The sequence below is a fragment of the Acidimicrobiales bacterium genome (genome assembly GCA_036378675.1).
Taxonomy (GTDB): Bacteria; Actinomycetota; Acidimicrobiia; order Acidimicrobiales; family Palsa-688; genus DASUWA01.
The window spans coordinates 1-24,772 of record DASUWA010000009.1; the positions used below are offsets into that span (position 1 = coordinate 1).

Sequence of the window (24,772 nt, forward strand, 5' to 3'; positions counted from 1 at the left end):
GACAGATCGACGTGGTACCACCCGTAGATCGCCCCGTAGTGCGCGCTGGGCCGCCCGAGCAGCCAGATGAGGAACTGCATCGCCTGATCGGGATACGGGCAGCCTGTCGGGTCGGCGAGCACCGACTGCAGATGCCAGGAGGTCCATTCGGTCGCCAGGGTCGACCTGGTCGCTTGGGTCTCGTCGGGGATATGCCCCGCCGCGAGCTGAGTGAACGCCTCACCCGTTTGAGAGTCGAAGGTGTAGCCGAGAAGTCCGCCGTACGCGACCTTGTGGGCCGGCCCCTGGGGGACGAAGAAGGATCCGCCGGGCATCTTGAAGCGGATCTCGGTGTCCGCCTGCCACATGGTGGGGTTAGGGAACGTTCCTGACGGGAACGGGAACACTGCCGCGACGCTCCCGTTCGGAAGTCCTGAGGCGACTCGGTCGAAGCCCCTCGGAGTGTTGTTGCGGTCGACGCCAGGCAGAAGCCCGATCGGCAGCAGTGGTACCAGGGCGATGACCGCGACGGCGACAGGAACGCCGACCGGCACGACAAAAGAGCGCGACCGGCCCTCCAGACGGCGGTTCAAGCGTTCCAGAAGCAACGCTCCGGTAATCGCCGCAAACAGAGCAACCTGCAGCGCGATACGTGCGGGCTCGAGGTTCTCCAGCAATGGCAGCTTCGCAAGAAGCGCCTCAGGCAAGGGGATCCGGCCGACCGCGTGACCTGCGGCGTTGAGCGACGGCGACGACCGGATGGTCATCGCCCCACCCATAGAGAGGATGAATGCTGCGATGCCGGTCAGGCCGGCCAGGAGGATCAGCTTGTCCCTTCGCTTCCACACGATCCCGGCAAGCAGAAGGGCAATCAGAGGTATGCCGAGGTACGAGCCGTTCTCGATGACGCTGCTGGCGAAGTGATCCGCGGTGGCGAGCTGGCTCGAGACCTTGATCAGCTGGAGGCTGTCGGGGACAACCGGAGACAGAAGGTTCGCCCGATACGCCTGGGCGACCAGCTGAACCGGACCGGAGATGTGGCCGGGGCCCTTGGCCAGGAACCACGCAGGCCACACCAGCAGGACTGCGGCGGTGATGACTCCGACCCCCAACGCTCGGAGCGCGTACGGCGCGACCGCCGCGATCTGGCGACGCCAAAACAACGCTCCGATGATCAGCGCGATCGCCGACACGAGCACGGTTTCGAAGAGGATCTCGGTCGAGACGAAGAACTGCGCGGTTACCGCCAGCCCGAGCAGGATGCCGACGACCCAAAAGCGCCACCGTTGGCGCACAACTGCTTCGTATATGAATAGGACGATGAGGGGGACGAAGGGCGCGAAGGCAATGTTCACGTGCCCGCCGACACCGTGGACGACCTCCTGGGGGCAGAACCCGTAGAGCAGTCCTCCGAAGAACGCGGCCGGTTTCCACGAGACGATTCGCCGGATCAGCAAGTACGCCGTCATCGCCGAAAGAGGCAGAGCGAGTGTCGACGCCACGTTGAACGTCGCGATCGGACCCCAGATGACGGTAACCGGACTGAACAGAACCCCGAGCAGCGGTGCGCCTGCATTGATGAGAACGTTGACGCCGCCCGGGTAGTTGGCCGCATTCGAAAACAACGGATTGTGTCCGTGGGCAAGCGAATTCAGCGTCCATTGCGCGAACCAAACGTTGCGCCACTGGTCGCCGCCGACCTGCATGTGGGTGGCCGCGCCGGCGCGCCACACCGGCCAGAACAGGACGACGCCGATCACCAGATAGACGAAGACGGCTAGGGCATCGGGCACCCACCCTGGCAACGCAGGCCATGCCCTCCGCCGCGCATGAGCGACGCGATAGCCGACCCGGTCCCCCAAGTGCGGGGCCGGCGAAGGTGCGACCTTCTCAGCCAAGGGCCTTCAGAAAACGAGCCACCACTGGCCCGTCCGTAGGCCCCCCATTTCCCGTGCCCTGCTCCACCATGGCGAAGGCGATGTCGCCGCGATAACCGATCAACCAGGCGTCGGTCGGCTGAGGCGTTCCGCTGCCGTACTCGGCCGTGCCCGTCTTGGCGTGCGTGCCCGCCGGCAGTCCCGTTCCAGCGGCAGTACCGCTCACCACCACGTCGGTCATCATCGACTGGAGGTCGGCCACCACGTCAGCGGGTAACGGCTTCGGCGTCGCGGTGTCGTCGCCCGCGCCGGCGATCAAGCGGGGCGCTCGCACGGAGCCTGTATCGATTGCTGCGGCGACTGTCGCCATGTCGAGCGGCGACACGACCACGCCGGCCTGTCCGATCGCCGTCGCAGCCAACGCAGCCTTGTCCGATGGAACCGGTACCGAGCCCGCAAACGCGTCCAGCCCGGGCTGGATGAGGCTTCCCAGCCCGAACTGCGCGGCCACCGTCGGGAGGCTCGCCGCCTGCAGGTGGTCGACGGCAAGGTTGATGAAGGCAGTGTTGCACGACTCGGCGAACGCGGCGCGGACTGTTGGCGCCGGCGAGTCCCCTTCGGCGTTGTGGAACGGTTTTCCGTCGATCGTCACGTTCGGCGGGCAGCTGGCGGGTGACGCCGGCGTCAAACCACTCTCGAACAACGCCGACGCGGTGATCACCTTGAACGTCGACCCCGGCGGGTAGCGGCCCTGCAACGCCGCATCGAACTGGCTGCTCGCCGGCGTGCCGACCGCGGCCAGGACCTCGCCCGTCGACGCCCTCATGGCGACGAAAGCGCCGGGCTGCGTGATTCCGCCGAGCGCCTGCTCCGCCGCCGCTTGCACCTTGGGGTCGATGCTCGTCGTCACCGCTGTCCCGGGCTTCGAGGAAAAAGATGCCAACGTCGCGCCGTCCGATCCGTCCTTGTGCACCACTCGGATCGTGGCCCCCGGGCTACCGGCAAGCTGCTTCTCGTAAGCCTGCTCGATCCCGGTCTGCCCGACCGTGCTGTCCGACCCGTACGCGGGCCCGAGTCGCGCCAGCTCCTCGGCAGTTACCGGACCAACCGATCCCACCAGCTGTGCGCCCAGCGCCGGCGTGATCGCCGCCCGCTGAGTCGTCCGCTTGAAAACACTCCCCGCCGTCTTATACAGCGCGCTCCCGTTCCCTCCCATCTGGTCGTACTGCGCCTGGGTCAGGGTCAGCACCGGTTCGAAGAAGTTCGGGTGCGCGCTCGCCGCGCCCAAAGCCGCGGACACCGTCTGCTGGCTGGCACCTGCCGCGACCAATGCCGACGTCAGGGCCACCGGATCCTTGACCCGCGACCCCTCGATCCCGACTTCGACCACCGGGGCGTCACTGACCAACTGCGCGCCGCCGGCACCCAGGATCGCCGCCCGCGGCGCCCACGATCGCGACATCACCACGCGATCGCCTTCGACCAGTCCCGAAGCAACGGTGGAGGGCGACCAGTCGACCAGCCACCGCCCGGACTTGTTGACGAGGCTGATGGTCGAGGATGTCTGCCACGTTCCTATGCCACCCGGGAGTGTGTAGATGCTGGATAGACCAGTCGACGCCGTCGAACCTTTTTCAAGAGGGCGGTCGGCCGCGCGCGTAACTGAGCTTGCCGGAACACCCTCCAGGATCGACCGGGGTGAGTCCGCGGCCTCCGGAGGCCTGACCATTAGCTTGTACATCGACGCCCAATCGGACCGGTTCCAGGCCGCCAGGAACTCCGAAACCGTCGCCTGCGGCGTGCTCGACGAACCCCCGCAAGCCGCAACACCCACGGACATGGTGAGGGTGGTGACGGCGAGAAGGACCGGCCGCCGGGCACGGTAGGAAGCACCGACGACGGGCATCCGATTAACCGTAGAGGATCCGCGGTTGGCCCGGGGTGCGTCGGGCAGGCTGTGTTGGTGGCCAGCTCAACTCAGGACGGCGCCGTCCCTGCGGCCAGCTGGCGCAACCTGCCTGGTCCGCTACTGCGCACGGCGGGCGATTACGCCTGGCGGCTGATTGCGGTTGGCTTCGTCTTCTATTGGGCGGTAATCCTCGCCCACCGGCTGACCCTGGTGGTGGTCCCGTTCCTGATCTCGTTGATGGTCGCCGCGCTGTTGAGACCGGGCTTCAACTTCTTGCGGAGGCGGGGCATCGGACGGGGACTCGCGACGCTGGCGACAGTTGTCGGGGCGTTCGTCATCCTCGGCGGTCTGATCACCCTCGTCGTGGTCCGCGCAGCCGAGCAGGCGCCTCAGCTCGGCAACGAGATCAACAACCTCCTTCCGCACATCAAACGCTGGCTCATCAGGGGCCCGCTGCACCTCAACGCCAAGTCGGTCAACAACCTCTCGACGACGATCACCAACTCGGTCACCAAGAACAGCTCGAAGATCGCGTCGACCGCTCTGTCGACGGGCAAGGAAGCCCTCAACTTCGTGGGCGGGTTCCTTCTGGTGGTCTTTTCGACGATCTTCCTTCAATACGACGGGGAAAAAGTATGGGACTACGCGCTTAAGGCCGTCCCTGCAGTCGGGCGTGATCGTGTCGACGTGGCAGGCAAGGCGGCGTGGACCACCCTCAGCCACTACGTGCGCGGGACGCTGGTCGTCGCCGCCTTCCACGGCATCGTCATGGCGATCACCCTCACGTTGCTGGGCGTTCCGCTCGCCTTCCCTCTCGCAGTGGTAATCGCGCTCGGGAGCTTCATCCCTCTCGTCGGGGCGATCGTCACCGGCGTCCTCGCCGTGGGCGTGGCCGGGTTGAGCCAGGGGCTGGTGGCCGCGGTGATCGTCGTCGCGGTGCTGATCGTGGACGGGCAGATCGAGGGCCATCTTCTGCAGCCGTTCGTGGTCGGCCGGTACGTCCGGATACACCCGCTCGGCGTGGTCCTGTCCCTGGCCGCGGGCGGGCTCCTGTTCGGGATATTCGGTGCGTTCGCGGCCGTGCCGACCGTCGCGTGTATCAACAGCGGGATCCGCGCGGCCAAGAGCTACACCCGCGCTCCTACGCCCCACGAAGGAGGCGAGATTCCAACCGCAGGTGGATGACCCGCGGGTACGTCCCGCCGTACCCTCGAAGCGTGGCCCGGGATGACGAACTGCGGAAGGTCGCTGAGGACATCCGGGCCCTCGCGCGGTCCCTTGCGCGTGACTTCCGCGAGGCCGTCGACCAGCAGCGGGCCGGCGGCCACCCGCCCGGCGAGGCGGTCAAGCGTGGCCTGAAAGACGTCGCCCACGAGGCAAAGCGCGGGGTAAAGGACACCTGGGCCGACCTAGGACCCTCCAACGACCCGCACTGGCACAAGCACTGGCAGCGGGAATGGGCCCGCCACAACCGTTACAAGGCCCGCTACGGGAAGTACTCCGACTATTGGGTCCCCCCGGCTCCACCGCCCGGCGTCCCCGGTTCGCCCCCCGGGGAGCCGGCCGGTGGGGTTCCCCAGCAGGGCGCGCCTCCGCCGGCTCCTCCATGGAACCGGCCTCCGCACCGCCGCCACCGCGGATCCTCGCTGCCCCCCATCAGGAAGAAGTGGGACGGGACGACCGTGCTCGGGATCCTGGCGGTCCTTTTCGGGTTCGCCTGGCTCCTGTCCGCGGTTCACGCCATCCACGTTTCCTTCGAGGGGGTCGTGGCCGTCGGGCTCATGCTTCTGGGGGCGGCGATGATCGTCACCGGCCGAACCGACTGGAGCCTCAGCCGGCGCTCCTGGCCGGTGTGGCTGGGGCTTGGGCTGGTGCTTTTGCTGATCGCCACCTCGAGCTCGTTCGGAATCGGCTCGGGCGTCCACGACGTTTCCTTCGGCGACAAGACCGTCTTGGCACACGATGGCCAGAACATCAACGGCGGTTTCGGCACCCTCACCGTTGACGCGCACAACCTGACTAACGGCGGGCATCTGAAGGTGGCGAACGTCGCCGGCACCGTTCGGATCATCAACCTCCCCTCGAACGTCCAGACCAACCTCGACGCGAACATGGCCGCCGGCCAGATTTGCGCGGCTGGACGCCATCGGAGCGACGGGGTCAGCGCTTCCACCCACGTTCAGATCCCCCCTAACCCGCCCGGCACCGCCACACCCCCTGTCCTCTTCCTCAACGTGCACGAATCCTTCGGCCAGATCACCGTCGGCGACCCGGGGTGCGCACGATGACGACGCCCATGACTGTTCAAGCGGCACCGATGGCCACCTACCAGTACCGGACCAAGCGCGTCGCGTTCGGGATGTTCTTCCTGCTGCTAGGAGCGGCGTTCCTGGCGGACAGCATGGGCATTTTCCGGGTGACAGCGGCGCTGTTCTGGCCTTTGCTGATCATCTCGGTCGGGAGCGGGATGCTGCTCCACCGGGCGCGCCGTTTGCAGGTGGAAGAGGACCGGAGCGCGCAGCTCGCGGTAGCCGAAGAGCGGGTCAGGATCGCCCGAGAACTGCACGACATCGTCGCCCACGGCGTGTCCCTGATGACCATTCAGATCGCGGCCGCCCGCAGGGTCGGCGCAACCAAACCAGATTCGGCCACCGAATCCCTGGAAGCCGCCGAGCAGACCGGACGCCAGACGCTCAGCGAGCTCGAGGGCATGCTCGCCGCGCTGCGCGGAGCCGACGCGTCCATCGGCGCGGCCGCCGGCGGACCCGGCGAGCTCGCCCTAGGCGCGTCCCGTAGCCCGCTTCCGCGGATCGCCGACATCGAGCCGCTCGTCGATGCGATCCGCCAGGCAGGCAGGACCGTCACCTTCAACGTCCTCGGGGACGCCTCCCACCTCCCTGCGAGCGTCGAGATGGTCGTCTACCGGGTCGCTCAGGAGGCGCTGACCAACGCGGTCCGTTACGCCGGCGACGCCCCGATCGACGTGCAGCTGATCGTCGGCCCCACCTCGGTCACCGTCTTCGTCGACGACGAAGGACCCGGCACCGGGGCACCATCCCGACAGTCGGTGGGCGGTAGCGGTCACGGGATCGCCGGCATGCGGGAGCGCCTGGCCACCGCCGGCGGCACCCTCGAGGCGGGCCCCCGCAACCCTGGCCCCGGATGGCGGGTGTACGCCACGATCCCCGTGCTCCCCGCCGTCTCATAGGCCAGGAATCGCCCCTATGTATCCAAACATTGCACCATCCGACAAAGAGTGCAATCTAATTCACTGATATATACACACAGGCTATCGTTGGTGTAGTATCAAGTTCGATGGGTAATGGTCCTTATCTGCTGCAACACCAGAACCTTGGAGCCGGATCCCCCGCCGCCTGGTCCACGAGCTACTCGACGTTCGACGAGGCCCGCCGCGTCGCCGACGAGCAAATGTGGACCGCCGGCCCTAGAGCCATCCGGCAATCGATCTCGGACACTTCAACCGGCGAAGAGTTCGTTCGCCGCTCGGACGGTGCTTGGATAAGCGCCGGCCGTCCGGCTCACTCCTGGAGGTAGCTTCTCCAGGTCCATTCAAGCATTTCCATCATTTTCGGGTACTGTCACACCCTCTTTGTAGGGTTGATGCCATGCAGTTGTCCGAGGTGATCGAGCGCTTGGCCGAGGCGGTGGACGGGCTCGAACCCGGCCGCCTCACCGGCGCTGACGCCTCGAAGCTGCTCGAACTGTTCGAGCGCGGCTCGAGGCTGTGCGACGCCGGCAAGACGCTGGTCGCCGGCCGCGCCGCGGAGTGCCGGGAGTGGGCTCGTACGGGTGCCCGCTCGCCCCGGGATTGGCTGTCCGGCGTTTCGGGGACGAGCCCCGGCCAAGCTCAGCGCACACTCGACACCGCCGGCCGGCTCGGCGACCAACCCGAGTTGGCCGACGCCCTCAAATCCGGTGAGATCTCATCCGACCAAGCCGACGAGATCTCCCGGGTCACCACTGAGCATCCGGATGCGACTCGATTCCTCATCGACCAGGCCAAGCAGCGCGGCCACAAAGGTTTCAAGCGCGCCTGCAGGCAGGTAGCCCTCTCGTCCCACAGCCGCGAGGAGGATCAGGCAAAGGCCCGCCGCCAGCGCGAGTCCCAGTACTGCCGCGACTGGATCGACCAGGACGGGATGGGGCACATCGACGCGCGCCTCGCGCCGATCGAGTTCGCCACTTGGAAGTCCTTCTTCCATCCGTTCGAACAAGAGGCCTTCGACAAGGCCCGCAAGGCCGGCCTGCGCGATAACCCAGACCGCTACCGCGCCGACGCGCTCGTGGCCATGACCCAAGCCGCGCGCCACACCACCGATACCCCAGCCGGCGATCCGCTGGACCAGCTCCTTCAAGATCCCGACGACAGCGCCGGCGACACACCCAAACGGAAGCTTCCAGTGATGGTGATCGCCGTAGTCGACCACGCCGTCTTCCAACGTGGCTACGCGCTCCCCGGCGAACGTCATTACATCGAAGGAATCGGGCCCGTTCCGGTATCCCATCTGGAAGAGCTGATGAAGGACGCTTTAATCGCCGCGATCGTGATGAAAGGAAGCGATGTTGGCAGAGCGGTCCACCTGGGCAGATACCCCACTGCCCTCCAGAAAACGGCCCTTCACATCCGAGATCCCGAATGCGTGGTTCCCGGCTGCGAACAGGACCAGCATCTAGAGGTAGACCACCTTCCGGAGTTCAATCAGACCCACCACACCACCCTGCCCGAGCTCGCCCGCGAGTGCCCCGATCACCACGACGACCGCACGTACAAAGGCGCGGTCCTCACAGGCGGGCCCGGCAACTGGCAGTGGCAACCACCGCCGTTCGAAGGCCAGTTCGATAAACCGCCCCCCGGCTGGGTCGGCGGACCTTTCGACGACCAACCCGGAGCGGCACTGCGTCCGTCGCCCGACCCCGACCCATAGCCATCGGGCCCCCCGGAACTGGGCGGGCTACACCTTGGCGGCTTGGCCGTGCAGCATTTCCTTCACGCCCTCGGCAGTGATGACGTCGCCGCCCATGGTCCACTGGCCGCTCGAGACGTCCTGGATGACCACCCACGTAACCGGCCGGGCCGCAGCGCCGACCACATCGGCGAACACATCTGTGATCCCTTTGGCGATCGTCTGCTTCTGCTCGGTGGAGAGCACCTCTTCCATTACCTTCACATCGATGAACGGCATCGTCCTGGCTCCTTCCACCGCGGGTCTGTCCCCCGGTAGAAGCTCATCGTCGGTGATGCTGGGCCGACGTTGCATCGGGCGGAAACCGCATTGCTGATCCAGGCGGCCCAGTGCCGAGTGGGGTATTTGCCCCATCGCATCAAAGCGCGGCTGGGGCGAACGTCCGATTTCATGAGGACCATCGATCGGTGAAGATGACGCCATGCAGCAATCGCGTCGGTCGGACAACACCTCGAGTCGCGTCGCCGAGCTCATCGAGATGGGCCGCGACCGCGAAGCAGCCGAACTCGCCGTCGCTCGGAGCCGCTCGATCGACGAAACTCGATCCATGACCCAAGGAGGGGCGATGGATGTCCTAGACCAGTTTGACCAGCTCGGCCCGCTGCTCGGCGAAGTCGTCGGCGGGATTCGACCCGATCAGCTCGACAATCCGACGCCGTGTGCCAAGTTCACGGTCCGCGGCATACTCGAGCACATGATTGGTGGGGCAACCGTTTTCACGGCCGCGTTTCGTGGTGTCGAGCCAAACCAGCCCGACACGAGCGATGTTTTGGTCAGCTTTGGCCCGACTCTGCAGGGCCTTGCCGATTCCGTTCACAGCGCCGGCGCCCTCGAGCGCACCATCCAAGCCCCGTTCGGCGAGCTGCCCGGGACTACGTTCGCACGGTTCGTGGTCCTGGACGGCCTGATCCACGGCTGGGATCTGGCCACCTCCACCGGCCAGACCTACCAACCAGCGGACCCGCTAGTCCTGGAGGTCGAAGCCTTCGCCCGCGACGCCGTCGAACCGATGCGCGACGGCGACACCTTCGCAGCGGCTGTTGTGCCGCCGCCATCGGCCACACCAATCCAGCGACTCGCGGCCTTCACCGGACGACAGCTGGAGGGCGGCTGAGCGACCGCGCGGTCGGATAAGACAGTTCAGGCGGAGGCTGGCTCGGGCGTCGCTAGCCTCCAGGCCGTGGCTGACGCGGGTCGCAGGAGGGGCACTGGATGATCGCCGCACTCGCCACACTGACCGCGGCTCGTGACGCGCTCGCCCGCCACGACTGGGAAGCCTGCCATGACCTCGTCAAGGAACTGTCCCTTGAGGAACCAATGGCCGAAGCGGAGCGCCTCGACCTTCTGGCGGACGCATCGTGGTGGCTGGGGCGGCTGGAGGAGAGCATCGAAGCTCGGCAAGCCGCCCACCGGATCTTCGAATCGCTCGGAGATCACCGCCGAGCCGGCATGTGCGCGGTCTGGCTGTACCAGGATCATTGCCTGCGGGCCCGCCCCGCCGCAGCTTCAGCGTGGCTCCAGCGGGCACGGCGCAGTCTCGACGGTGACATCAACTGCGTCGAGTACGGCTCCCTGCTGTTGCGTGAGGCTGAGGCCGCTCACGGCGGACTGCGCCTCGATCACGCCGCCGAGCTAGCCGAAGAGGCCCGCGCACTCGGCCGGCAACTGACCTCGGCCGACCTCGAAGCCGAGGCTCTGCAGACCCTCGGCCGCGTCCTGATCGACGCCGGCAAGCCCACCGCTGGTGTCGCCCATCTCGACGAAGCCATGCTCCTTGCCGTCGAAGGGAGGCTCAGCCCGTACGCGACCGGCAAGGTCTACTGCAGCCTCATCAGCGCCTGCGAAGAGCTCGGAGACTTGCGCAGAGCAGCTGAATGGACAGAGGCCACCGCGACCTGGGCGGCGCAATATCCGTTCGCGATCTTCCCCGGGATCTGCCGGGTTCATCACGCCGTAGTTCTCGAGCGCCAAGGCGCTCTGGAAGACGCCGAGCGGGAGGCGACCCGTGCGTGCACCGAGCTGCTCGGTAGTCACCTCCCCAATGCAGCGGCCGCTTATGCCGAAGTCGGCGACATCCGCCGCCGCCTCGGGCAGCTGGAGCGAGCCGAGGAGGCATTCTCCCAAGCGAAGGAACTGTGCGGGCGGGCCTGCGCCGGCGCTGCTCTTCTCCGGCTTGCCCAAGGTCGCCCGGAGGAGGCGCGCACGATCATCGCCGGCTGCCTGGCGGACGAGCCCGCTGGTCGGCTCGGCCGAGCGCGACTCCTCCCCGCCGCCGTACAAGTCGCGGTGGCGGCCGACGATATGGTCCGGGCCCATGCGGGCGTAGAAGAACTGGAGTCGATCGCCGACCGGTTCGACACCCCCATGCTTCACGCTCAAGCTGCTCTGGCCCGAGGCCGGGTTCAGCTTGCCGAGGGCGACCCGGCCGGCGCCGGCGAGACCCTCCAGGGGGCCCTACGTCGATGGCAGGAACTCGAGGTGCCCTACGAGGTCGCCACCGCCAGCACCCTCCTCGGCGAAGCGCAACGAGAGGCCGGAGACGAGGACGCAGCGATTGCGTCCTTCGCAAAAGCCCGAGCACTCTTCGAACAGATCGGTGCACACCTGGACGCGCGCGGAATCGACGCGGCACCGCGAACCCCTCGACCGGCCGGGCTCACCGAACGTGAAGTCGAGGTGCTGTGCCTTGTCGCCGCGGGCCGGTCCAACAAGGAGATAGCAGCCCGGCTGCACCTGAGCGTCAAAACCGTTTCCCGGCACCTGACCAACATCTTCAACAAGACCGATGTGTCCTCACGAGCTGCCGCCACGGCGTTCGCTTTCGAGCACCGCCTGATCGCAAAAGTGAGAAGAAACGAACTCTGAAGAGGATCGCTGCCGGAATTGAGCACACCGCCCCCTGGCCTTCCTGACCGCCAAGAACTTGCCGGGGAAGGGCCTGGGGTCAAGGGACGGCCCGGAGGGGCCGAGCGAGGACACGTAGCGAGCGGAGCGAGCGAAGGCCCGCAGCGACCCTTGTACGCCGGCCCTTCCCCGGCTTACCATCCCGGCGGCGAAGGCCAGGAGCCCGACCTCTTCCACGAACGACGGTCCGATCCCTGCATCGGATGGCGATACCGGAGAGACTGTTCAGGTGATTCGCCTGCTGATCGCCGACGACGAAGCGATGGTTCGCAAGGGGCTCCGCCTCGTGCTCGAGACGGAGGACGATCTGCAGGTCATCGGCGAGGCGGCCGATGGGTACGAAGCCATCGAGGAGACGAAGCGCCTCCGCCCCGACGTGGTCCTCATGGACGTGCGGATGCCCCGGCTGGACGGGGTCGAGGCCTGCCGCCAGATCGTCGAGGACAGCGAAACCAAGGTGGTGGTGCTGACCACCTTCGACCTCGACGAGCACCTGTTCGCGGCGATCCGGGCCGGCGCGAGTGGCTTCCTCCTCAAGGCCTCGCCCCCCGAGGAGCTCGTGTCAGCGATCAGGGCAGCCCAGGCGGGCAACGCGCTGGTCGAGCCCAAAATGACCAAGCGGCTCCTCGACGAGTTCGCCCGCCGGCCCGGCACCCCAACGACCGGAGAGATTCCCGATCGGTTCGCCGAGCTCACCGACCGGGAGGTTGACGTCCTCAGGGAGGTCGTCCGAGGGGCGAGCAACGCCGAGATCGCCGAACGCCTCTACATCAGCGAGACCACCGTCAAGACCCACGTGAACCACATCCTCACCAAGCTCGGGGTCCGCGACCGGATCCAGGCGGTCGTGCTCGCCTACGACTACGGCCTCGTGGAGCCCGGCGGCACCCGCACCTGACCCGCACCTGACCCCCCACCCTGACCCCCCACCCTGACCCGCACCTGACCGGCATTATCTGACCGGCGCAATCTGACCGGCGCAATCTGACCGGCGCAATCTGACCCGCCGTATCTCGAGACCGACTGTGAAATCTCGAAGGGAAATCAGCCGGAGGGTGGAGACCCAAATCGCCCCCTCGGACGATGCCCCGGGAGCACCGACTTCGTACCCTGATTCTTGAAGGAGGAAGACGATGCACAGCTATGAGACCGGCCCTTACGGAGCCGGCCCCACATATCGAGTGGTCGGGAACGACGAGGACGAGCACAGGCGCCCAAGCGTGTTCAGCCTGGTAGCCCTAATTGCCGTGATTGCGATCGCGGCGGCTCTGGTTCTGGGCCTGGTGTTCTTGATCCTCGGGACTCTTTTCAGCCTCGCCGGGGCGATCCTGAAGGTGGCGATCCTGGTCGCCGTGGCCGCCTTGATCTGGCGACGGGTGATGCGCCGGCGCTGCTCCAACCGCATCTAGCGATTAGTCCGGAAGGACCAGAAATAAAGCCGCGTGAGACCCTTGACACACCTCTGCGCAGCGCCGTTGAATGTGTCAACGCATCAACGGGTGCCGGCGCCGTGACGTGGCCGGCGGCACAGGAAAGGAGGGCCCGTGGGAACATGGAGCTCGCCCGAGGAGGACGGTCCGCCCCGTTAGGACCGGGCTCACGCCGGCAACCGGCCTGAGCCCCAAGTGGTCCGTAGCGGCTGTGGACCCTCGAACTGGCCGGCCCTATGGCCGGGTGTCGTCGCGACGCCACCCGGGACGAGGCGGTCCCAAAACAGAGAGCGGCAACCGCAGTCACTGACGGAACGGAAGCAGGCGCAGGGAGAGCTCAAGGTGGGCTTCTCTGCGCCGCTTTCGCGTCTGGGCCGCGCATGGCCCACCGACGGTGCGCCGTGCGACGATTGAGACCGTGACCGATCCAGCCGGCTACCCGCCCGAACCCGCCGGCTACCTTCAACCCCCCGTCCCGAACGGCGACCTCCATTCGAACGGCGACGTCCATTCGAACGGCGCCGGTTCAGGACTCGAACGCCGCCGCCCCGCGGAGCTCACCCCCGCCGAACGAGTGCAGCGGAGACGCAACCGCCGCATCCTGTTGACGGTCGCGTTGCCGGCTCTGCTGCTCGGCGCCGCGGCACTCCTTGCGTCGATCCTCGCCGACAAGGGGACTCCGAGCGCCCACCCACTGTTCGTTCCGCCCGGCTACCACGGGGTGACCGACGGAGTCTTCTCCTACGCGGTCCCGAACTCGTGGTCGAAGAACGACGCCTTCTCCGATGACGCAGGAGACCTCGAGACATCCGGCGTCAGCGGATGGGTCGGCGACCATCTGACCGCCCGGCCGGCAGCGCCGGCGGCCGGGGAGACGCCCCCGCAGGTCTTCCAGTCCTTCGGCATCGGGCGCCCCACCCCATTCGACACGAGCACGGCGATCAACGTCGCGGTGCGAAACGCGACCGTCGCCTACCGCTATCAGATCACCCGGCCCGGCGGGTTCAGCGCGACGGCTATCGACGCGTGGGAATCGTCCTCCGGCGCGGAGCTTTGGCTGATGATCAACGCCAACCCCGAGACCACTGCCGAGATCATCTCGACCCTCAACGGCTAGAACGCCGGCGCGCCCTCGTCACGGGACGGCGAACCCGAAAATCGGCATGCCGTTGTACTCCATCGAATGGCTCGGGAGGAACGGCCCGTTGATGATCACGTTGAAATAACCCGAGGGGCCCGGGCCGGCATCGCCCTCGATCGTGTCGATCGATCCGTCCGGCCAGACCTGGGCGACGATGCCAGTGTGCACGGCGGTGTAGATGCTCTGCGGCCCGGTGCCGTAAAGGATGATGTCACCCGGCGCGGGCCTGCCCGTCGGCGGGATGACCCGGGTGAACCGTGCCGCCCAGTTGTAGATGTCGCCGACGAACGCAAAACGGGGAATCGGGATGCCTGCGTTCTCCCACGCCCAGGTGGCAAACAGCGCGCACCACGCCTCGCACGGGCCGTACGGGTTGCAGAAGTACCCGCTGACCGGGTCCCCCTGGATCTGGCTCGCCGCGCCCTTGACGATCGCTCCCCCGCCGCCCGGATGAGAGAACGCCGTCTCGAACGCGTCGGGCTCGAGAAGGAAGTACCCCTTTCCACTGTTGGTCCGGGCGATCGCGGCGATCGGCTCGGTCCGCGGGGTGTCGAGGTTGTTGCCGTAGGTGATGGCGTCGCCTTCGTAGTAGACCGCGCCGTTCGCATTCGAGATCCAGTAACCCTTGCCGTCCTTGGTCGCGGCCATGCCGCTCGCCCAGGCGGCGATCCCGTGAGAGGCGGGGGTCCCGAAGAATCCTGCGTCGCCGAAGTTGAATATGCCGGCGTCACCGGCGACCATCCAGTAGCCCTTCCCCGTCGGCGAGGCTGCTATCCCGACGACGGGCGAGTTGAGCTTGATAGCCCCCATCGACCCGTAGAAGGGGGCGTCACCGAAGGTAAAAATGCCTCCGTCGGCGGCTGCCAGCCAGTACCCATGACCGCTCGGCGTCGCGGCCATCCCGACCACCGGCGAGTTGAGCTTCGTAGCCCCCATCGATCCGTAGAACGGGGCGTCACCGAACGTGAAAACCCCGCCGTCCGCGGCGACCAACCAGTAACCTCGGCCATCGGGCGTTGCTGCCATCCCGACCACGGGCGAGTACAGGTTGATCGAGCCGCCGGATCCGTAATAGGGGGCTCCGCCGTAAGTGAACACTCCCCCGTCAGCCGCCACTACCCAGTAGCCGTTGTTCACCGGATCGACTGCCATGCCGACGACCGGAGATGAGAGAGAAGGCGAAGGTGCCCCGCCGGCGAAGACCGCGTCACCCAATGCGATGACACCAGGGTCGGAATACGCGGCGAGCGATGCCTTCAGTGCGACACGGTTTGTCGACACCGTGGTCATGAGCGCGGCCGCGCAGGCGACGACCATTGCCCCGCCGATCAAACGTCGCCACCCCGCCCTACTACCTGCCGCCACCGGGCGGGGACATTAGCCGTGCGATATCAGCAATAGTCGGGTTCAAACACTATGGTTCCCCAATTTCTCCTGTGAGCAGTGCTAGTGCTCGCTACCGTCGATGGCAAAGACTGCATCCATCGGGAGTGGATATGGCGAAGCTCGATCATCTCGGCCTGTTCGTCACTGATCTCGGAGCGTGCCGCGACTGGTATACCTCAGTGATCGGGATGACCGTCGAGTTCGAGAGTGCAGATCCGCCGGCGATCGGCCTCCAAGACGACAACGACTTCACCCTGATCCTCTCCGCAGCGGGCACGGAGAAGTCGAGCTGCAGCATTTTCTTTCAGGTCGACGACGTGATGAAGACCTGCGACGACCTTCGTTCGCGTGGAGTCGAGTTCCTCCATCAACCTCAGAGAAACGCCTGGGGGTTCGGCGCAGAACTCCTCGATCCCGACAGCCGTCTTGTGGGGTTGTGGGACGAGAAGTCGATGAAGGAGAACGCCCCGCAGTAGCTCACCGCGTGAGCACTGCTGCGATGTGCAAGAACATCGGGATGCGCGCCCACCGATCGTTCGGGTCATCGACCGTGACCTCTCGGATGTCGTCGATCGAGAAGCCCGCCGTACGCGACGCGGCGATGTAGGACTCGAGGGGACGGTGCTCGCTGTGAAACGTCATCGGCATGCCGTCGCGTTCGATGTCCTCAACGACGCGGTACTGAACGAGGTACGAGTCGCGGATCACAAACGGGGCTTCGCGATCGTCGCGCTCACCCTCGAAGGTGCCGGCGGAGTTGATCGGGTGAACGATCGCGATAAGGAAGCGGCCGCCAGGAATGAGGAGTCGCGCTGCCTCCCCGATCGCGCCTTCCCAGTCGTCGACGTCCTGGAGCGACATGAACGCGACGACAAGGTCGGCGCAACCGGCCCGGAACGGCGTCGCTGCCGCGTCGGCCAGCAAAGTGGGAATCGCCTCGGGTGAGGCAGCGCAGGCACGAGCCAGGCTTGGTGAGGCGTCGAGCGCGATGACTCGGTGGCCGAGCGCTACCAGGTCCCGGGCGAGCCGACCCTCGCCTGCTCCCAGGTCGATCGTCAGCCGGCCCGGCGCGGGCACGATCCCGAGAAAACGCCTGCCGTGAAACTGGTGATAAGAGTCGAACCCCGGCCGGCGAGCCCAGCCGATCCATTTCTCGGCATTGGACTCCCACGCCTCGCGCATCGACACGGCGCACATTTTCATCGCCCTAGCGGGCACTGACCATTGCGAGTATCGTCAGCGGGTCTCGACGAAACGGGATGCCATGACCGCCGACGATCTCCACGACTCACTTCTCGCGTCTGATTCGGACCAGCGAAGCCGGGCGCTGAACCTGCTCCGCGAAGCGACGTTCCTCGTCGATTGGCTCCTCTCTCACGAGACGGCCCTCGACCTGGCAGAGGCGAGCCAGGCAATGCACCGGGCGATGGTGGCGCTGACGGCCTGACGAGCACACTCCGGTATCGCCTTTTTCATGAGTTTTCATGGTGTGAGTCCTGAACCGACCGGGTGCTGGTGTCCGGTTACGCTCAGGTTCGGCGATGGAGATGACGTTGAGGTCAGCGCTCGCGGACTACGAGCTCGTCGAGGCGGTCGGCCCCGGCTGTTTCCGGGCGACCGCACCTAAGCGGCTGGGGCTCCCCCTCGAAACCACCGTCCTCGTGTGGGAGCTGCTCGTCGACGCCGCAGGTTGGCCGGAACTGAGCGCCGACCTGTCCCTGTTCGCCGCGGTCGGCTCTCCCGACCTGCTGCGCCTCTTCGAGACCGGGCCGGATCTCGATCGGGCCGGCACCGGCGGCTACCTGGTCTCGGAGGACCCTGACGGCGGCAGCCTCGAGTCCCCCACCCGATCGTTGCGGATGGGCAAGAAGGTCCTAGCCGTAGCCGGCGCAGCCCGCGGTGCCCACGCTCTCCATGAGACGGGACTCGCCCACGGCTCCATCCAGCCCGCCTCAATCTTCATCGCCGACGGCGGCGGTTTGCTGGGCCCTCCGAGGCCCGCGGGTCCGTCCGGGGCGATCGCTCGCCCGGACGGCTGGCAGAGCGTCGATGTCCTCGATCCGGAGTTGCTGCGCGGCGGTGAGCCGAACCGAGGCTCGGATGTGTGGGCCCTTGCGGCAACCCTTCATCGGGCCTGCTCCCGCGCCTCTCTGTACCCGGGCCTCGACAACGAGTCACCGGTAACCGCGGTGCAGAAAGTGCTCTTCGGCACGCCGGTAGTTCACGAATCGATTCCGAGCGATGTCGCAGAGATCCTCGATGCCTGCTTCGACCGCGATCCCTCTAATCGCCCGGCAACGGCCCTCGAACTGGCCGAACGGCTCGAGTCGGCCGAGGTGCGATCGTGATCGAAAGGGTGGAGGTTGTCACCGGTCCGGGGACGGTGATCCGTTACGGGGCGGTCGTGGGCTGGGCGGCGCCATCTGCGTCACCCGCGCTGATCAGTTTCCTCGCTCAATCTGCACGGAACCTTTCGGGCTCTGCACGCGGAGGACGGCAGATGGCCGACCACATCGCCGGAGTCTTGCGAGAGCGCGATCCGGAACCGCACGTTGCGTTCGCGGTGGTGGGGCCGGATTCGCTGGGGTGGGCGTCGTTGTTGCACGGCCCGGTGCAGGCGTGGGACGGGCAACGTTGGCTCGCGCCGAGCCCTTCGCCCGGCTGGCTTCAAGCGATCATCACGCCGCAGCCGTCGGTGATGGTGAACGCTGCGGGGAGCCCCCTCCCCGTGGTGACGCCGGACAGCATGTGGGACCTGGAGGCAGGGGTGGTACCGGGATCTGGGTTGGTGCTGTTCCCGTCCCCCATGCGGAAGCCGGACAGCGGTCTGGGGACCGTCTCCGTACCGTCGGCGTCGGTGGAGCCCGGGAGCTTCGACGGCGAGGAAACCGCCACTCTCGAATCGTCGCCGCCGACCGAAGTGCTCGAAGCACCCGAAGCCGAGATGTCCTCCGAGGCTGCGCTCGACCCGACCCTTTCTTCAAATGCCGCGCTAGGGGAAGCCCCCGAGACTCTGGTGCTCGAGACGCCTGCAGAGATCCCGCCGGAACCGGCAGAACCGCCACGAACCCCCGGGCCTCCCGGCTCGATCGATCTTCGCCGCCCTTCCGCGACGGACCCGCGCCCTCCGCTTCCGGGGGTCGGCGGGCCCGACCGTTCCGTACCGGGAGCGCCGGTCGTCGGCGGCCTCCTCTGCGAACATCAGCACCTCAACCGGCCGGGTATGAGGACGTGCGCCCGGTGCGGAGCCCCGGTCAGAAACGATGCCACCTACACGGTCAGCGGCACCCGTCCGCCCCTCGGGTGCCTGGTCGGCGACGACGGCATCATCTGGCGGCTCGACAGCAGTTACCTCGCCGGCTCCAACCCGGGCGGCGATCCCACCGTCAGGGGCGGACTGGCCAGACCGCTCGCTCTCGAAGGAACGGAGATGGCGGCCGCCCACGCGGAGATCCGTCTGGCCGGCTGGGACGTGGAGGTCCTCGACCGTTCCTCCCCCGCCGGAACTTTTATCTTCGAGCCCGGGTCGAGGGACTGGATGCGACTCAGGCCGTACGAGCCGCGGGCGCTTCGCCCAGGAACGCACGTGGCCTTCGCTCAGCGCGTCCTCACGTTCATCACGCCGTGGATTGTCCCGTCGGACACCACCGCGGCTACGGGGTCTTAGGTTTCCTTAGACGCGCGAGCGGAACTGTGGGCAGTAGGCGTCTACCGCCGAAGTCACGACAACACCGAAATCCTGCGACGGCAAAGGATTTCTTCCTTCAAGCAGGCTCATCCGATCGGCGAGCTGCTCGTACGAGGCGCCCGCCCTGAAACCGTCGCATGCAGCGTGTCCTAAGCGGATCAGCTGCATGTTGCTCCGGAACGACGCGATGCCCGGGGCGCCGAGGTGAACCGCGGCGACGAAGGCCTGGTCCGCGGTGCTGTTCCCGCCGCCTCGCGAGCCGCACGCGCCGAGAAGCCCGGCCGCCGCTAGGACGGCAGCGACGATCCCAGCAGGCCACGCTGTGACCGCCGAGCATTCCGCAACCACTCCGCCGGAGCGAACCGCTCTCACCGATCCGAGTGTACGAAGCTCGCGCCGTCACCCGAGTGATGTCCCGGCTTGCCGGTTCCCCGCCCTGATCGACCAAGCTGGCGACGATGACCGCCGGATCCACCATGTACGAGCGCGTCGGAGGGGAGGCCTTTTTCGAAGACCTGACCGTCCGCTTCTACAGCGCAGTCAAGGACGATGCGGTCCTGCGTCGCGTATATCCCAAGGACGATGAGAGCTTCGAGCAGGCTCGACGCCACCTGCGCGACTTCCTCGTGCAGTACTGGGGCGGACCCGACACCTACAACCAGACCAGGGGAGCTCCCCGCCTCAGGCAACGGCATTTTCCGTTCGCCATTGGCCCGGCCGAACGAGACGCATGGCTCGCCCACATGACCGAAGCAGTGCGCGCCTCGAATCTGCGCCCTCTCGACGAGGCCCAGATGATCGGTTACTTCAATTCGGCCGCCGCCGCTCTGACCAACCAGCCATGATCGTTCCGGAAGGGGCACGGGACTCAGCGACGCCTCTGGCGGTTGACACCTGCGGATCCGGGCCGGCAGTCGTGCTCCTTCACGGCCAGCCTGGTTCGGGGGGCGACTGGAGCCGGGTGGTTCCGTTGTTGAGCGGCGACCACCGGGTTATCGTCCCGGACCGCCCCGGTTACGGGCGAACCGCCGGCGCCGCGACCGGATTCGCCGGCAACGCCGCCGCTATCGCTCAATTGCTCGACCAGCTTGGCGAAGCCGATGCGGTGCTCGTCGGGCACAGCTGGGCGGGAGGCGTCGCCCTCGCCGCGGCGGTCCAAAGCCCAAGTCTGGTGCGGGGTTTGGTGCTCGTCGCGTCCGTCCGGCCGGGTGAACAGCTCGGCTGGGTGGACCGCATGCTGGCTGCGCGAGGCATCGGGGACGCCCTCTCAGCGACAACGATAGGCGCGACCGGTCTGGTACTCCGAACCCGGAAGGTTCGCGAATTGGTGGAACGCCGGCTCAACGGCCGGGCGCGGGACGTAGTGCGCGCGCTCGAAGCAGTGACCGGAGCTCGCACGAAGGCTCCGGTATGGCGGTCGTTCGTGTCGGAGCAGCGGCGTCTCTTCGACGAGCTGGGCGAACTGGCGCCGGCGTTGAACACGATCTCAGTCCCGACCGTCGTCCTGTCGGGCGGCTCGGATCGCATCGTGCCGGCGCCGGTCGGCGAACGCCTCGCGGCAGAGATTCCCGGCGCCGTCCACAAGGTCATTCCGGGCGCACGACATCTCTTGCCCATCGATCAACCCGAAGTAATCGCGGGAGCCGTGCGAGACGTGGAAGGTTGGGCGTAGTTGGTTCCCTAGGCCTCAATCGACCCTTGGGTCGCCTCTGATTCTTCTGATTCTTCTCGGACATAAGGGATCGCGTACCGGGACAGCGTCGCAGCCAAGCCATTGACCATCACTGCGGCCAAGCCAGCCGCCACATTCAAGCTGTCCACAGGGTTTCGCTGTGGTGGCCCCCAGATAGCGTTTCCGATCCCCACCAGCGCAGCGACCGTCGCCAGAGAAGCCACGCCACATATGCCAACCGCAACTTTGGCTGCTACACCTGGCCATTTATCGCTCGGCGGGACGTCCCAAACGATGCGCGGAAGCGCCAAAACTGCGAGCGCGGCCAGCAAAAGCAAAGCCGTTGTGAGGTTGGCCCAGACGGTGGCCGAGAAAAGCCGCGAGTACAGCGGTATTGAAGTTGGACCGGCGAAGTCGGACGAAGGGAACCCCGCGCCCGAGATTGCGCTGCCAACTATCTCAACCACGACGGATGCGAGCAGCACAATAGCCACCAGGTCGAACAGCTTGATTAGCGGCCAGCGCTCTCCGGAGCTATCCGCTTCTTGAGTTGCGTCATCGCTCGATTCCACGCCCGAATCATCCCACGCCGCCGGCGCGCTTCCGGGGACAAGCACCGGGGTTCATTTCCCGTCAAGCCCGTAGCGATTCCGGCGAGGCGAAGTCATACTTAATTCGTGCAGGAGGTCAGGACTCGCAGCTTGGTGGTGCCAGACATCCGAGGCGAGGATCGTTATTTGCGCATCACGTGGCACCCTACGACTTCGACAGTCGTGTTCAGCCACTGGACCGGTTCGGTTTGTACGGCTTCAACACCAGTCAGCCTTCCGGAGGCGTCCCGAGTGATCGACCTCCTGGTGGGCGCGCTTCGAGGCTCGGCCTCAGATGCATCTCCAAAGCGGGTAACAGGTCAAGCCGACGGAACTCGGGTTTCCCGTCTTTTCGAACTGCGCCGGCGGCTGCAGGACGAGTGGCGGCGTCGACTAGCCCGCTAAACGAAGGAGACGGCTAAACCGCCAAGAACCGGCGGATTGCGAACGCGGATCCGAGCGCGCCCACGCCGGCGCCGATCACCAGCAGCAATATCCCGGTGATCACCGCCTCATGCGGTGTAACGAACAGCGTCCGTGTGCCCAGGACCGTCTCATTGCCGACAAAGGACGCGATCGTGTTGCGCACCCCATACGTGACGCCGAACGCGATGATGCCGCCAGCGACCCCGTGCAGAAGTCCTTCGAACATGAACGGGAGCCTGATGAACCAGTTGGTAGCACCGACCAGCTTCATGACCGCGACCTCACGGCGTCGAGCGAAGATCGCTAGCTGGATCGTGTTCACGATAAGAGCGACCGCTCCGATCATCACGCCGACCGCGAGGAAGAGTCCCAACGCCCTCAACTGCTTGAACTGATGAAGCAGCTGGTCGATCTCCTGCTTTGCGTACGACACCTGTAGAACACCCGGTTGGCCGACGAACTGCTTCCCTAACTGAGAGATGTCCTGCGCCCTGCTCGGAACGACCCTGTATGAGGGTGGCATGTCGTTGACACTGAGGACGCTGACGATGTCGTTGTTGCCGCCGAAGATCTGCCGGAACTCCTGGTACGCCTGCGGCTTGTCGACGAAGTGGTATTTCTTGACGCCGGGCATCGTTGCGAGCTCCCGCTCGATCGCCTGGGTCTCGTTGTTGGTGACCCCCGGCTGAAGAAAGATCGCCATCTCCACTCCGCCGCGCCACTGGATCGACGCCTTGTTGATCGCCTGGCGCATGATCAGCACCCCGCCGAGCGCCGACAACGACACCGCCATCGTCAGCACCGCCGACAGTGTCATGACTAGGTTCCGTCGCAGGTTGCTCGCGGTCTCGCGCGCGACATAACCGGTGGACATCGCCATCCGGTGCTAAGCCCCCATTCCGTAGACGCCGCGAGCCTGGTCCCTGATGACCGTTCCCCGGTCGAGCTCGATGACCCGCCGGCGCATCGAGTCGACTATCCCGTTGTCGTGGGTGGCCATGAGAACCGTCGTGCCCGTCCGGTTGATCCGGTCGAGGAGCCGCATGATGCCGGCGGTGGTGGACGGGTCGAGGTTTCCGGTCGGCTCGTCGGCAAGGAGGATAAGAGGACGGTTCACGAACGCGCGGGCGATTGCCACGCGTTGCTGCTCGCCGCCGGAGAGCTCGTGGGGGAGGTTCTGCAGCTTCTTACCGAGGCCGACCAGGTCGAGGATCTGCGGCACCTGCTGGCGCACCACCGTGCGCGGCCGCCCGATCACCTCCAACGCGAACGCGACGTTCTCGTAAACCGACTTGGTCGGCAGGAGCCGGAAGTCCTGGAACACGCACCCGATGTTCCGTCGCAGGTAAGGAACCTTCCAGGACGAGAGCGCTCCTACTTCCTTGCCCGCGACCCACACCCTGCCGTTCTCGGCCTGCTCCTCCTTGGTGACCAGCCGCAGAAAGGTCGACTTACCAGAGCCGGACGGTCCGACCAGAAAGACGAACTCACCCTTCTGGATGTCGACGCTGACGTCTCGAAGTGCGACGGTGGTGCCCTTGTAGGCCTTGGTTACGTTCTCGAGCTTGATCATGCGGAAAGGTGACGGGACTCGTCCGCGCGGCAGTCCCACCCGTGCGAAATCCCGGTTTGCGAGCGTACTAGACGAGCCCGATCAGCTGGCGTCAGCAGGCTTCAACGAGTTCTCCCGGCGCCAGCGGAGGTAGGCCTCCATGAACTGGTCGAGGTCCCCGTCGAGCACCGCTTGGACGTTGCCGGTCTCGTAGTCGGTCCTCAGGTCCTTGACCTGCTGGTATGGCGCCAGGACGTACGAGCGGATCTGGGCGCCCCACCCGACCTGCGCCTTCGGACCGGCCAGCGCGGACAGCTGAGCCTCGCGCTCCTCGCGCTGCTGTTCGGCAAGTTTGGAAGCGAGGATTTGCATCGCCTTTGCCCTGTTCTGGTGCTGGGATCTCTCGTTCTGGACGGCGACGACCGTTCCGGTCGGTATGTGCGTTATGCGGACAGCGGAATCGGTGACGTTGACGTGCTGACCGCCCGCGCCGGACGAGCGGTACGTGTCGATACGGAGGTCTTTTTCGTCGATTTCGACCTCGTCCGAGCTGTCCTCCAGAAACGGCACCACGGTCATCGACGCGAAGCTGGTGTGCCGGCGTGCCTGCGAATCGAACGGCGAGATCCGAACCAGCCGGTGGACGCCGCGCTCGGAGGTTAAGAGTCCCATGGCGTAGCGACCGCGGATGATGAAGCTTGCCGAGAGGATCCCGGCTTCCTGACCGGGGCTGACGTCCTCGATCTCCAACTCGAACCCGCGCCGCTCCGCCCATCGCTGGTACATGCGCACCATCATCTCCGCCCAGTCCTGGGCGTCGGTGCCGCCGTCCTTGGCGTGGATTTCGCAGGCCGCGTCCAACTCGTCGTGCTCGCCGGTGAACAAGGATCTCAATTCGAGCTCGTCGAGTTGGCTGGCGAGGGTTGTCACCTGCTGGGTCAGTTCAGGTTCGACGCTGTCATCGCCTTCCTCGACCGCGAGCTCATAGAGCGTCTCCGCGTCCGACAGGCGCCGGTCGAGGCCGCCCAGCAGGTCGACGTCGGCCTTCGTCCTGCCGTACTCCCTGGTTACCTTCTGCCCCACCTCGGTGTCGTCCCACAGGTCCGGACGGCTGAGCTCGGCCTCGAGCTCAGCGAGGCGGGTTCGAAGCCGGTCGAGGCCCAAGTACTTGTTGGCCTCGTCGAGCCTTCGTCTCAGCGCGGAGAGATCGTCCTTGAAGTCGCGCATCGCGAT

The 24,772-nt window shown here is 66.2% G+C and carries 26 protein-coding genes; 16 read left to right on the top strand and 10 right to left on the bottom strand.

From position 1 onward, the window contains the following. Together VFZ97_03145 and VFZ97_03150 are read right to left on the bottom strand one after the other, a co-directional pair. Window positions 1-1,772, bottom strand: a 1,772-nt coding sequence (locus tag VFZ97_03145; protein ID HEX6392409.1) for a hypothetical protein, incomplete at its 3' end; no start/stop codon positions are given. Between the two features lie 97 nt (window positions 1,773-1,869). Then, window positions 1,870-3,762, bottom strand: coding sequence for a penicillin-binding transpeptidase domain-containing protein (locus VFZ97_03150; GenBank protein HEX6392410.1), 1,893 nt, complete (start codon window positions 3,760-3,762; stop codon window positions 1,870-1,872). A 57-nt stretch (window positions 3,763-3,819) separates the two neighbouring features. Between VFZ97_03150 and VFZ97_03155 the strand changes: the two genes are divergently transcribed. From VFZ97_03155 to VFZ97_03175, 5 genes are all read left to right on the top strand, one after another. After that, complete coding sequence (locus VFZ97_03155; protein HEX6392411.1) at window positions 3,820-4,950, top strand: AI-2E family transporter; 1,131 nt, start codon at window positions 3,820-3,822, stop codon at window positions 4,948-4,950. Window positions 4,951-4,982: 32 nt separating this feature from the next. After that, window positions 4,983-6,053: a hypothetical protein gene (locus VFZ97_03160; GenBank protein ID HEX6392412.1), complete on the top strand. Its 1,071-nt coding sequence runs from the start codon at window positions 4,983-4,985 to the stop codon at window positions 6,051-6,053. Continuing rightward, the gene (locus VFZ97_03165) at window positions 6,050-6,973 is read left to right on the top strand and encodes a histidine kinase (GenBank protein ID HEX6392413.1); all 924 of its coding nucleotides are present in this window, start codon (window positions 6,050-6,052) and stop codon (window positions 6,971-6,973) included. Before VFZ97_03160 ends, VFZ97_03165 begins: the two co-directional genes overlap by 4 nt. A 107-nt stretch (window positions 6,974-7,080) precedes the next feature. Beyond that, window positions 7,081-7,320, top strand: coding sequence for a hypothetical protein (locus tag VFZ97_03170; protein HEX6392414.1), 240 nt, complete (start codon window positions 7,081-7,083; stop codon window positions 7,318-7,320). Between the two features lie 71 nt (window positions 7,321-7,391). Then, window positions 7,392-8,711, top strand: coding sequence for a DUF222 domain-containing protein (locus tag VFZ97_03175; protein ID HEX6392415.1), 1,320 nt, complete (start codon window positions 7,392-7,394; stop codon window positions 8,709-8,711). 27 nt (window positions 8,712-8,738) lie between these two features. On the opposite strand, the gene VFZ97_03180 is transcribed toward VFZ97_03175, so the two are convergent. Beyond that, the gene (locus VFZ97_03180; GenBank protein ID HEX6392416.1) at window positions 8,739-8,969 is read right to left on the bottom strand and encodes a tautomerase family protein; all 231 of its coding nucleotides are present in this window, start codon (window positions 8,967-8,969) and stop codon (window positions 8,739-8,741) included. A 202-nt stretch (window positions 8,970-9,171) separates the two neighbouring features. On the opposite strand from VFZ97_03180, the gene VFZ97_03185 reads away from it, so the two are divergent. The 5 genes from VFZ97_03185 to VFZ97_03205 all read left to right on the top strand — a co-directional run bounded on the left by VFZ97_03185 (window position 9,172) and on the right by VFZ97_03205 (window position 14,201). Beyond that, window positions 9,172-9,864 (top strand): TIGR03086 family metal-binding protein, encoded by a 693-nt coding sequence (locus VFZ97_03185; protein HEX6392417.1) that lies wholly within the window; start codon window positions 9,172-9,174, stop codon window positions 9,862-9,864. A gap of 98 nt (window positions 9,865-9,962) precedes the next feature. Then, entirely contained in the window at window positions 9,963-11,615 is a 1,653-nt protein-coding gene (locus tag VFZ97_03190) for a LuxR C-terminal-related transcriptional regulator (GenBank protein ID HEX6392418.1), read from the top strand. A gap of 268 nt (window positions 11,616-11,883) precedes the next feature. Then, the gene (locus VFZ97_03195) at window positions 11,884-12,552 is read left to right on the top strand and encodes a response regulator transcription factor (protein ID HEX6392419.1); all 669 of its coding nucleotides are present in this window, start codon (window positions 11,884-11,886) and stop codon (window positions 12,550-12,552) included. A gap of 235 nt (window positions 12,553-12,787) precedes the next feature. Next, a complete protein-coding gene (locus tag VFZ97_03200) occupies window positions 12,788-13,063 on the top strand; it encodes a hypothetical protein (protein ID HEX6392420.1) in 276 nt (91 codons plus the stop codon). A 439-nt stretch (window positions 13,064-13,502) separates the two neighbouring features. Then, window positions 13,503-14,201 (top strand): hypothetical protein, encoded by a 699-nt coding sequence (locus VFZ97_03205; protein ID HEX6392421.1) that lies wholly within the window; start codon window positions 13,503-13,505, stop codon window positions 14,199-14,201. A gap of 18 nt (window positions 14,202-14,219) precedes the next feature. Here VFZ97_03205 and VFZ97_03210 read toward each other — a convergent pair whose 3' ends face one another. Then, entirely contained in the window at window positions 14,220-15,590 is a 1,371-nt protein-coding gene (locus VFZ97_03210) for a CHAP domain-containing protein (protein HEX6392422.1), read from the bottom strand. Window positions 15,591-15,721: 131 nt separating this feature from the next. Here VFZ97_03210 and VFZ97_03215 point away from each other — a divergent pair, with 131 nt between their 5' ends. Next, entirely contained in the window at window positions 15,722-16,087 is a 366-nt protein-coding gene (locus tag VFZ97_03215; protein ID HEX6392423.1) for a VOC family protein, read from the top strand. Window position 16,088: 1 nt separating this feature from the next. Here the strand turns inward: VFZ97_03215 and VFZ97_03220 are convergent, their stop codons facing one another. Next, complete coding sequence (locus VFZ97_03220) at window positions 16,089-16,793, bottom strand: class I SAM-dependent methyltransferase (protein HEX6392424.1); 705 nt, start codon at window positions 16,791-16,793, stop codon at window positions 16,089-16,091. 82 nt (window positions 16,794-16,875) lie between these two features. Here VFZ97_03220 and VFZ97_03225 point away from each other — a divergent pair, with 82 nt between their 5' ends. From VFZ97_03225 to VFZ97_03235, 3 genes are all read left to right on the top strand, one after another. Next, the gene (locus tag VFZ97_03225) at window positions 16,876-17,058 is read left to right on the top strand and encodes a hypothetical protein (GenBank protein ID HEX6392425.1); all 183 of its coding nucleotides are present in this window, start codon (window positions 16,876-16,878) and stop codon (window positions 17,056-17,058) included. Between the two features lie 94 nt (window positions 17,059-17,152). Next, window positions 17,153-17,959, top strand: coding sequence for a hypothetical protein (locus VFZ97_03230; protein HEX6392426.1), 807 nt, complete (start codon window positions 17,153-17,155; stop codon window positions 17,957-17,959). Beyond that, window positions 17,956-19,278, top strand: coding sequence for a hypothetical protein (locus VFZ97_03235; GenBank protein ID HEX6392427.1), 1,323 nt, complete (start codon window positions 17,956-17,958; stop codon window positions 19,276-19,278). The genes VFZ97_03230 and VFZ97_03235 overlap by 4 nt, the downstream gene beginning before the upstream one ends. 6 nt (window positions 19,279-19,284) lie before the next feature. Here the strand turns inward: VFZ97_03235 and VFZ97_03240 are convergent, their stop codons facing one another. Further along, a complete protein-coding gene (locus VFZ97_03240; protein HEX6392428.1) occupies window positions 19,285-19,671 on the bottom strand; it encodes a DUF732 domain-containing protein in 387 nt (128 codons plus the stop codon). An 86-nt stretch (window positions 19,672-19,757) separates the two neighbouring features. On the opposite strand from VFZ97_03240, the gene VFZ97_03245 reads away from it, so the two are divergent. Together VFZ97_03245 and VFZ97_03250 are read left to right on the top strand one after the other, a co-directional pair. Further along, a complete protein-coding gene (locus VFZ97_03245; protein ID HEX6392429.1) occupies window positions 19,758-20,144 on the top strand; it encodes a globin in 387 nt (128 codons plus the stop codon). Next, the gene (locus VFZ97_03250; protein HEX6392430.1) at window positions 20,141-20,971 is read left to right on the top strand and encodes an alpha/beta hydrolase; all 831 of its coding nucleotides are present in this window, start codon (window positions 20,141-20,143) and stop codon (window positions 20,969-20,971) included. Before VFZ97_03245 ends, VFZ97_03250 begins: the two co-directional genes overlap by 4 nt. An 8-nt stretch (window positions 20,972-20,979) precedes the next feature. On the opposite strand, the gene VFZ97_03255 is transcribed toward VFZ97_03250, so the two are convergent. The 4 genes from VFZ97_03255 to prfB all read right to left on the bottom strand — a co-directional run bounded on the left by VFZ97_03255 (window position 20,980) and on the right by prfB (window position 24,766). Further along, window positions 20,980-21,588: a hypothetical protein gene (locus VFZ97_03255; GenBank protein HEX6392431.1), complete on the bottom strand. Its 609-nt coding sequence runs from the start codon at window positions 21,586-21,588 to the stop codon at window positions 20,980-20,982. A 391-nt stretch (window positions 21,589-21,979) separates the two neighbouring features. After that, window positions 21,980-22,867, bottom strand: coding sequence for a permease-like cell division protein FtsX (gene ftsX / locus VFZ97_03260; GenBank protein ID HEX6392432.1), 888 nt, complete (start codon window positions 22,865-22,867; stop codon window positions 21,980-21,982). A gap of 6 nt (window positions 22,868-22,873) precedes the next feature. Continuing rightward, on the bottom strand, window positions 22,874-23,560 hold the full coding sequence (ftsE, locus tag VFZ97_03265) for a cell division ATP-binding protein FtsE (protein ID HEX6392433.1): 687 nt from the start codon (window positions 23,558-23,560) through the stop codon (window positions 22,874-22,876). 81 nt (window positions 23,561-23,641) lie between these two features. Beyond that, complete coding sequence (prfB, locus tag VFZ97_03270; protein ID HEX6392434.1) at window positions 23,642-24,766, bottom strand: peptide chain release factor 2; 1,125 nt, start codon at window positions 24,764-24,766, stop codon at window positions 23,642-23,644. Window positions 24,767-24,772: the final 6 nt, after the last annotated feature.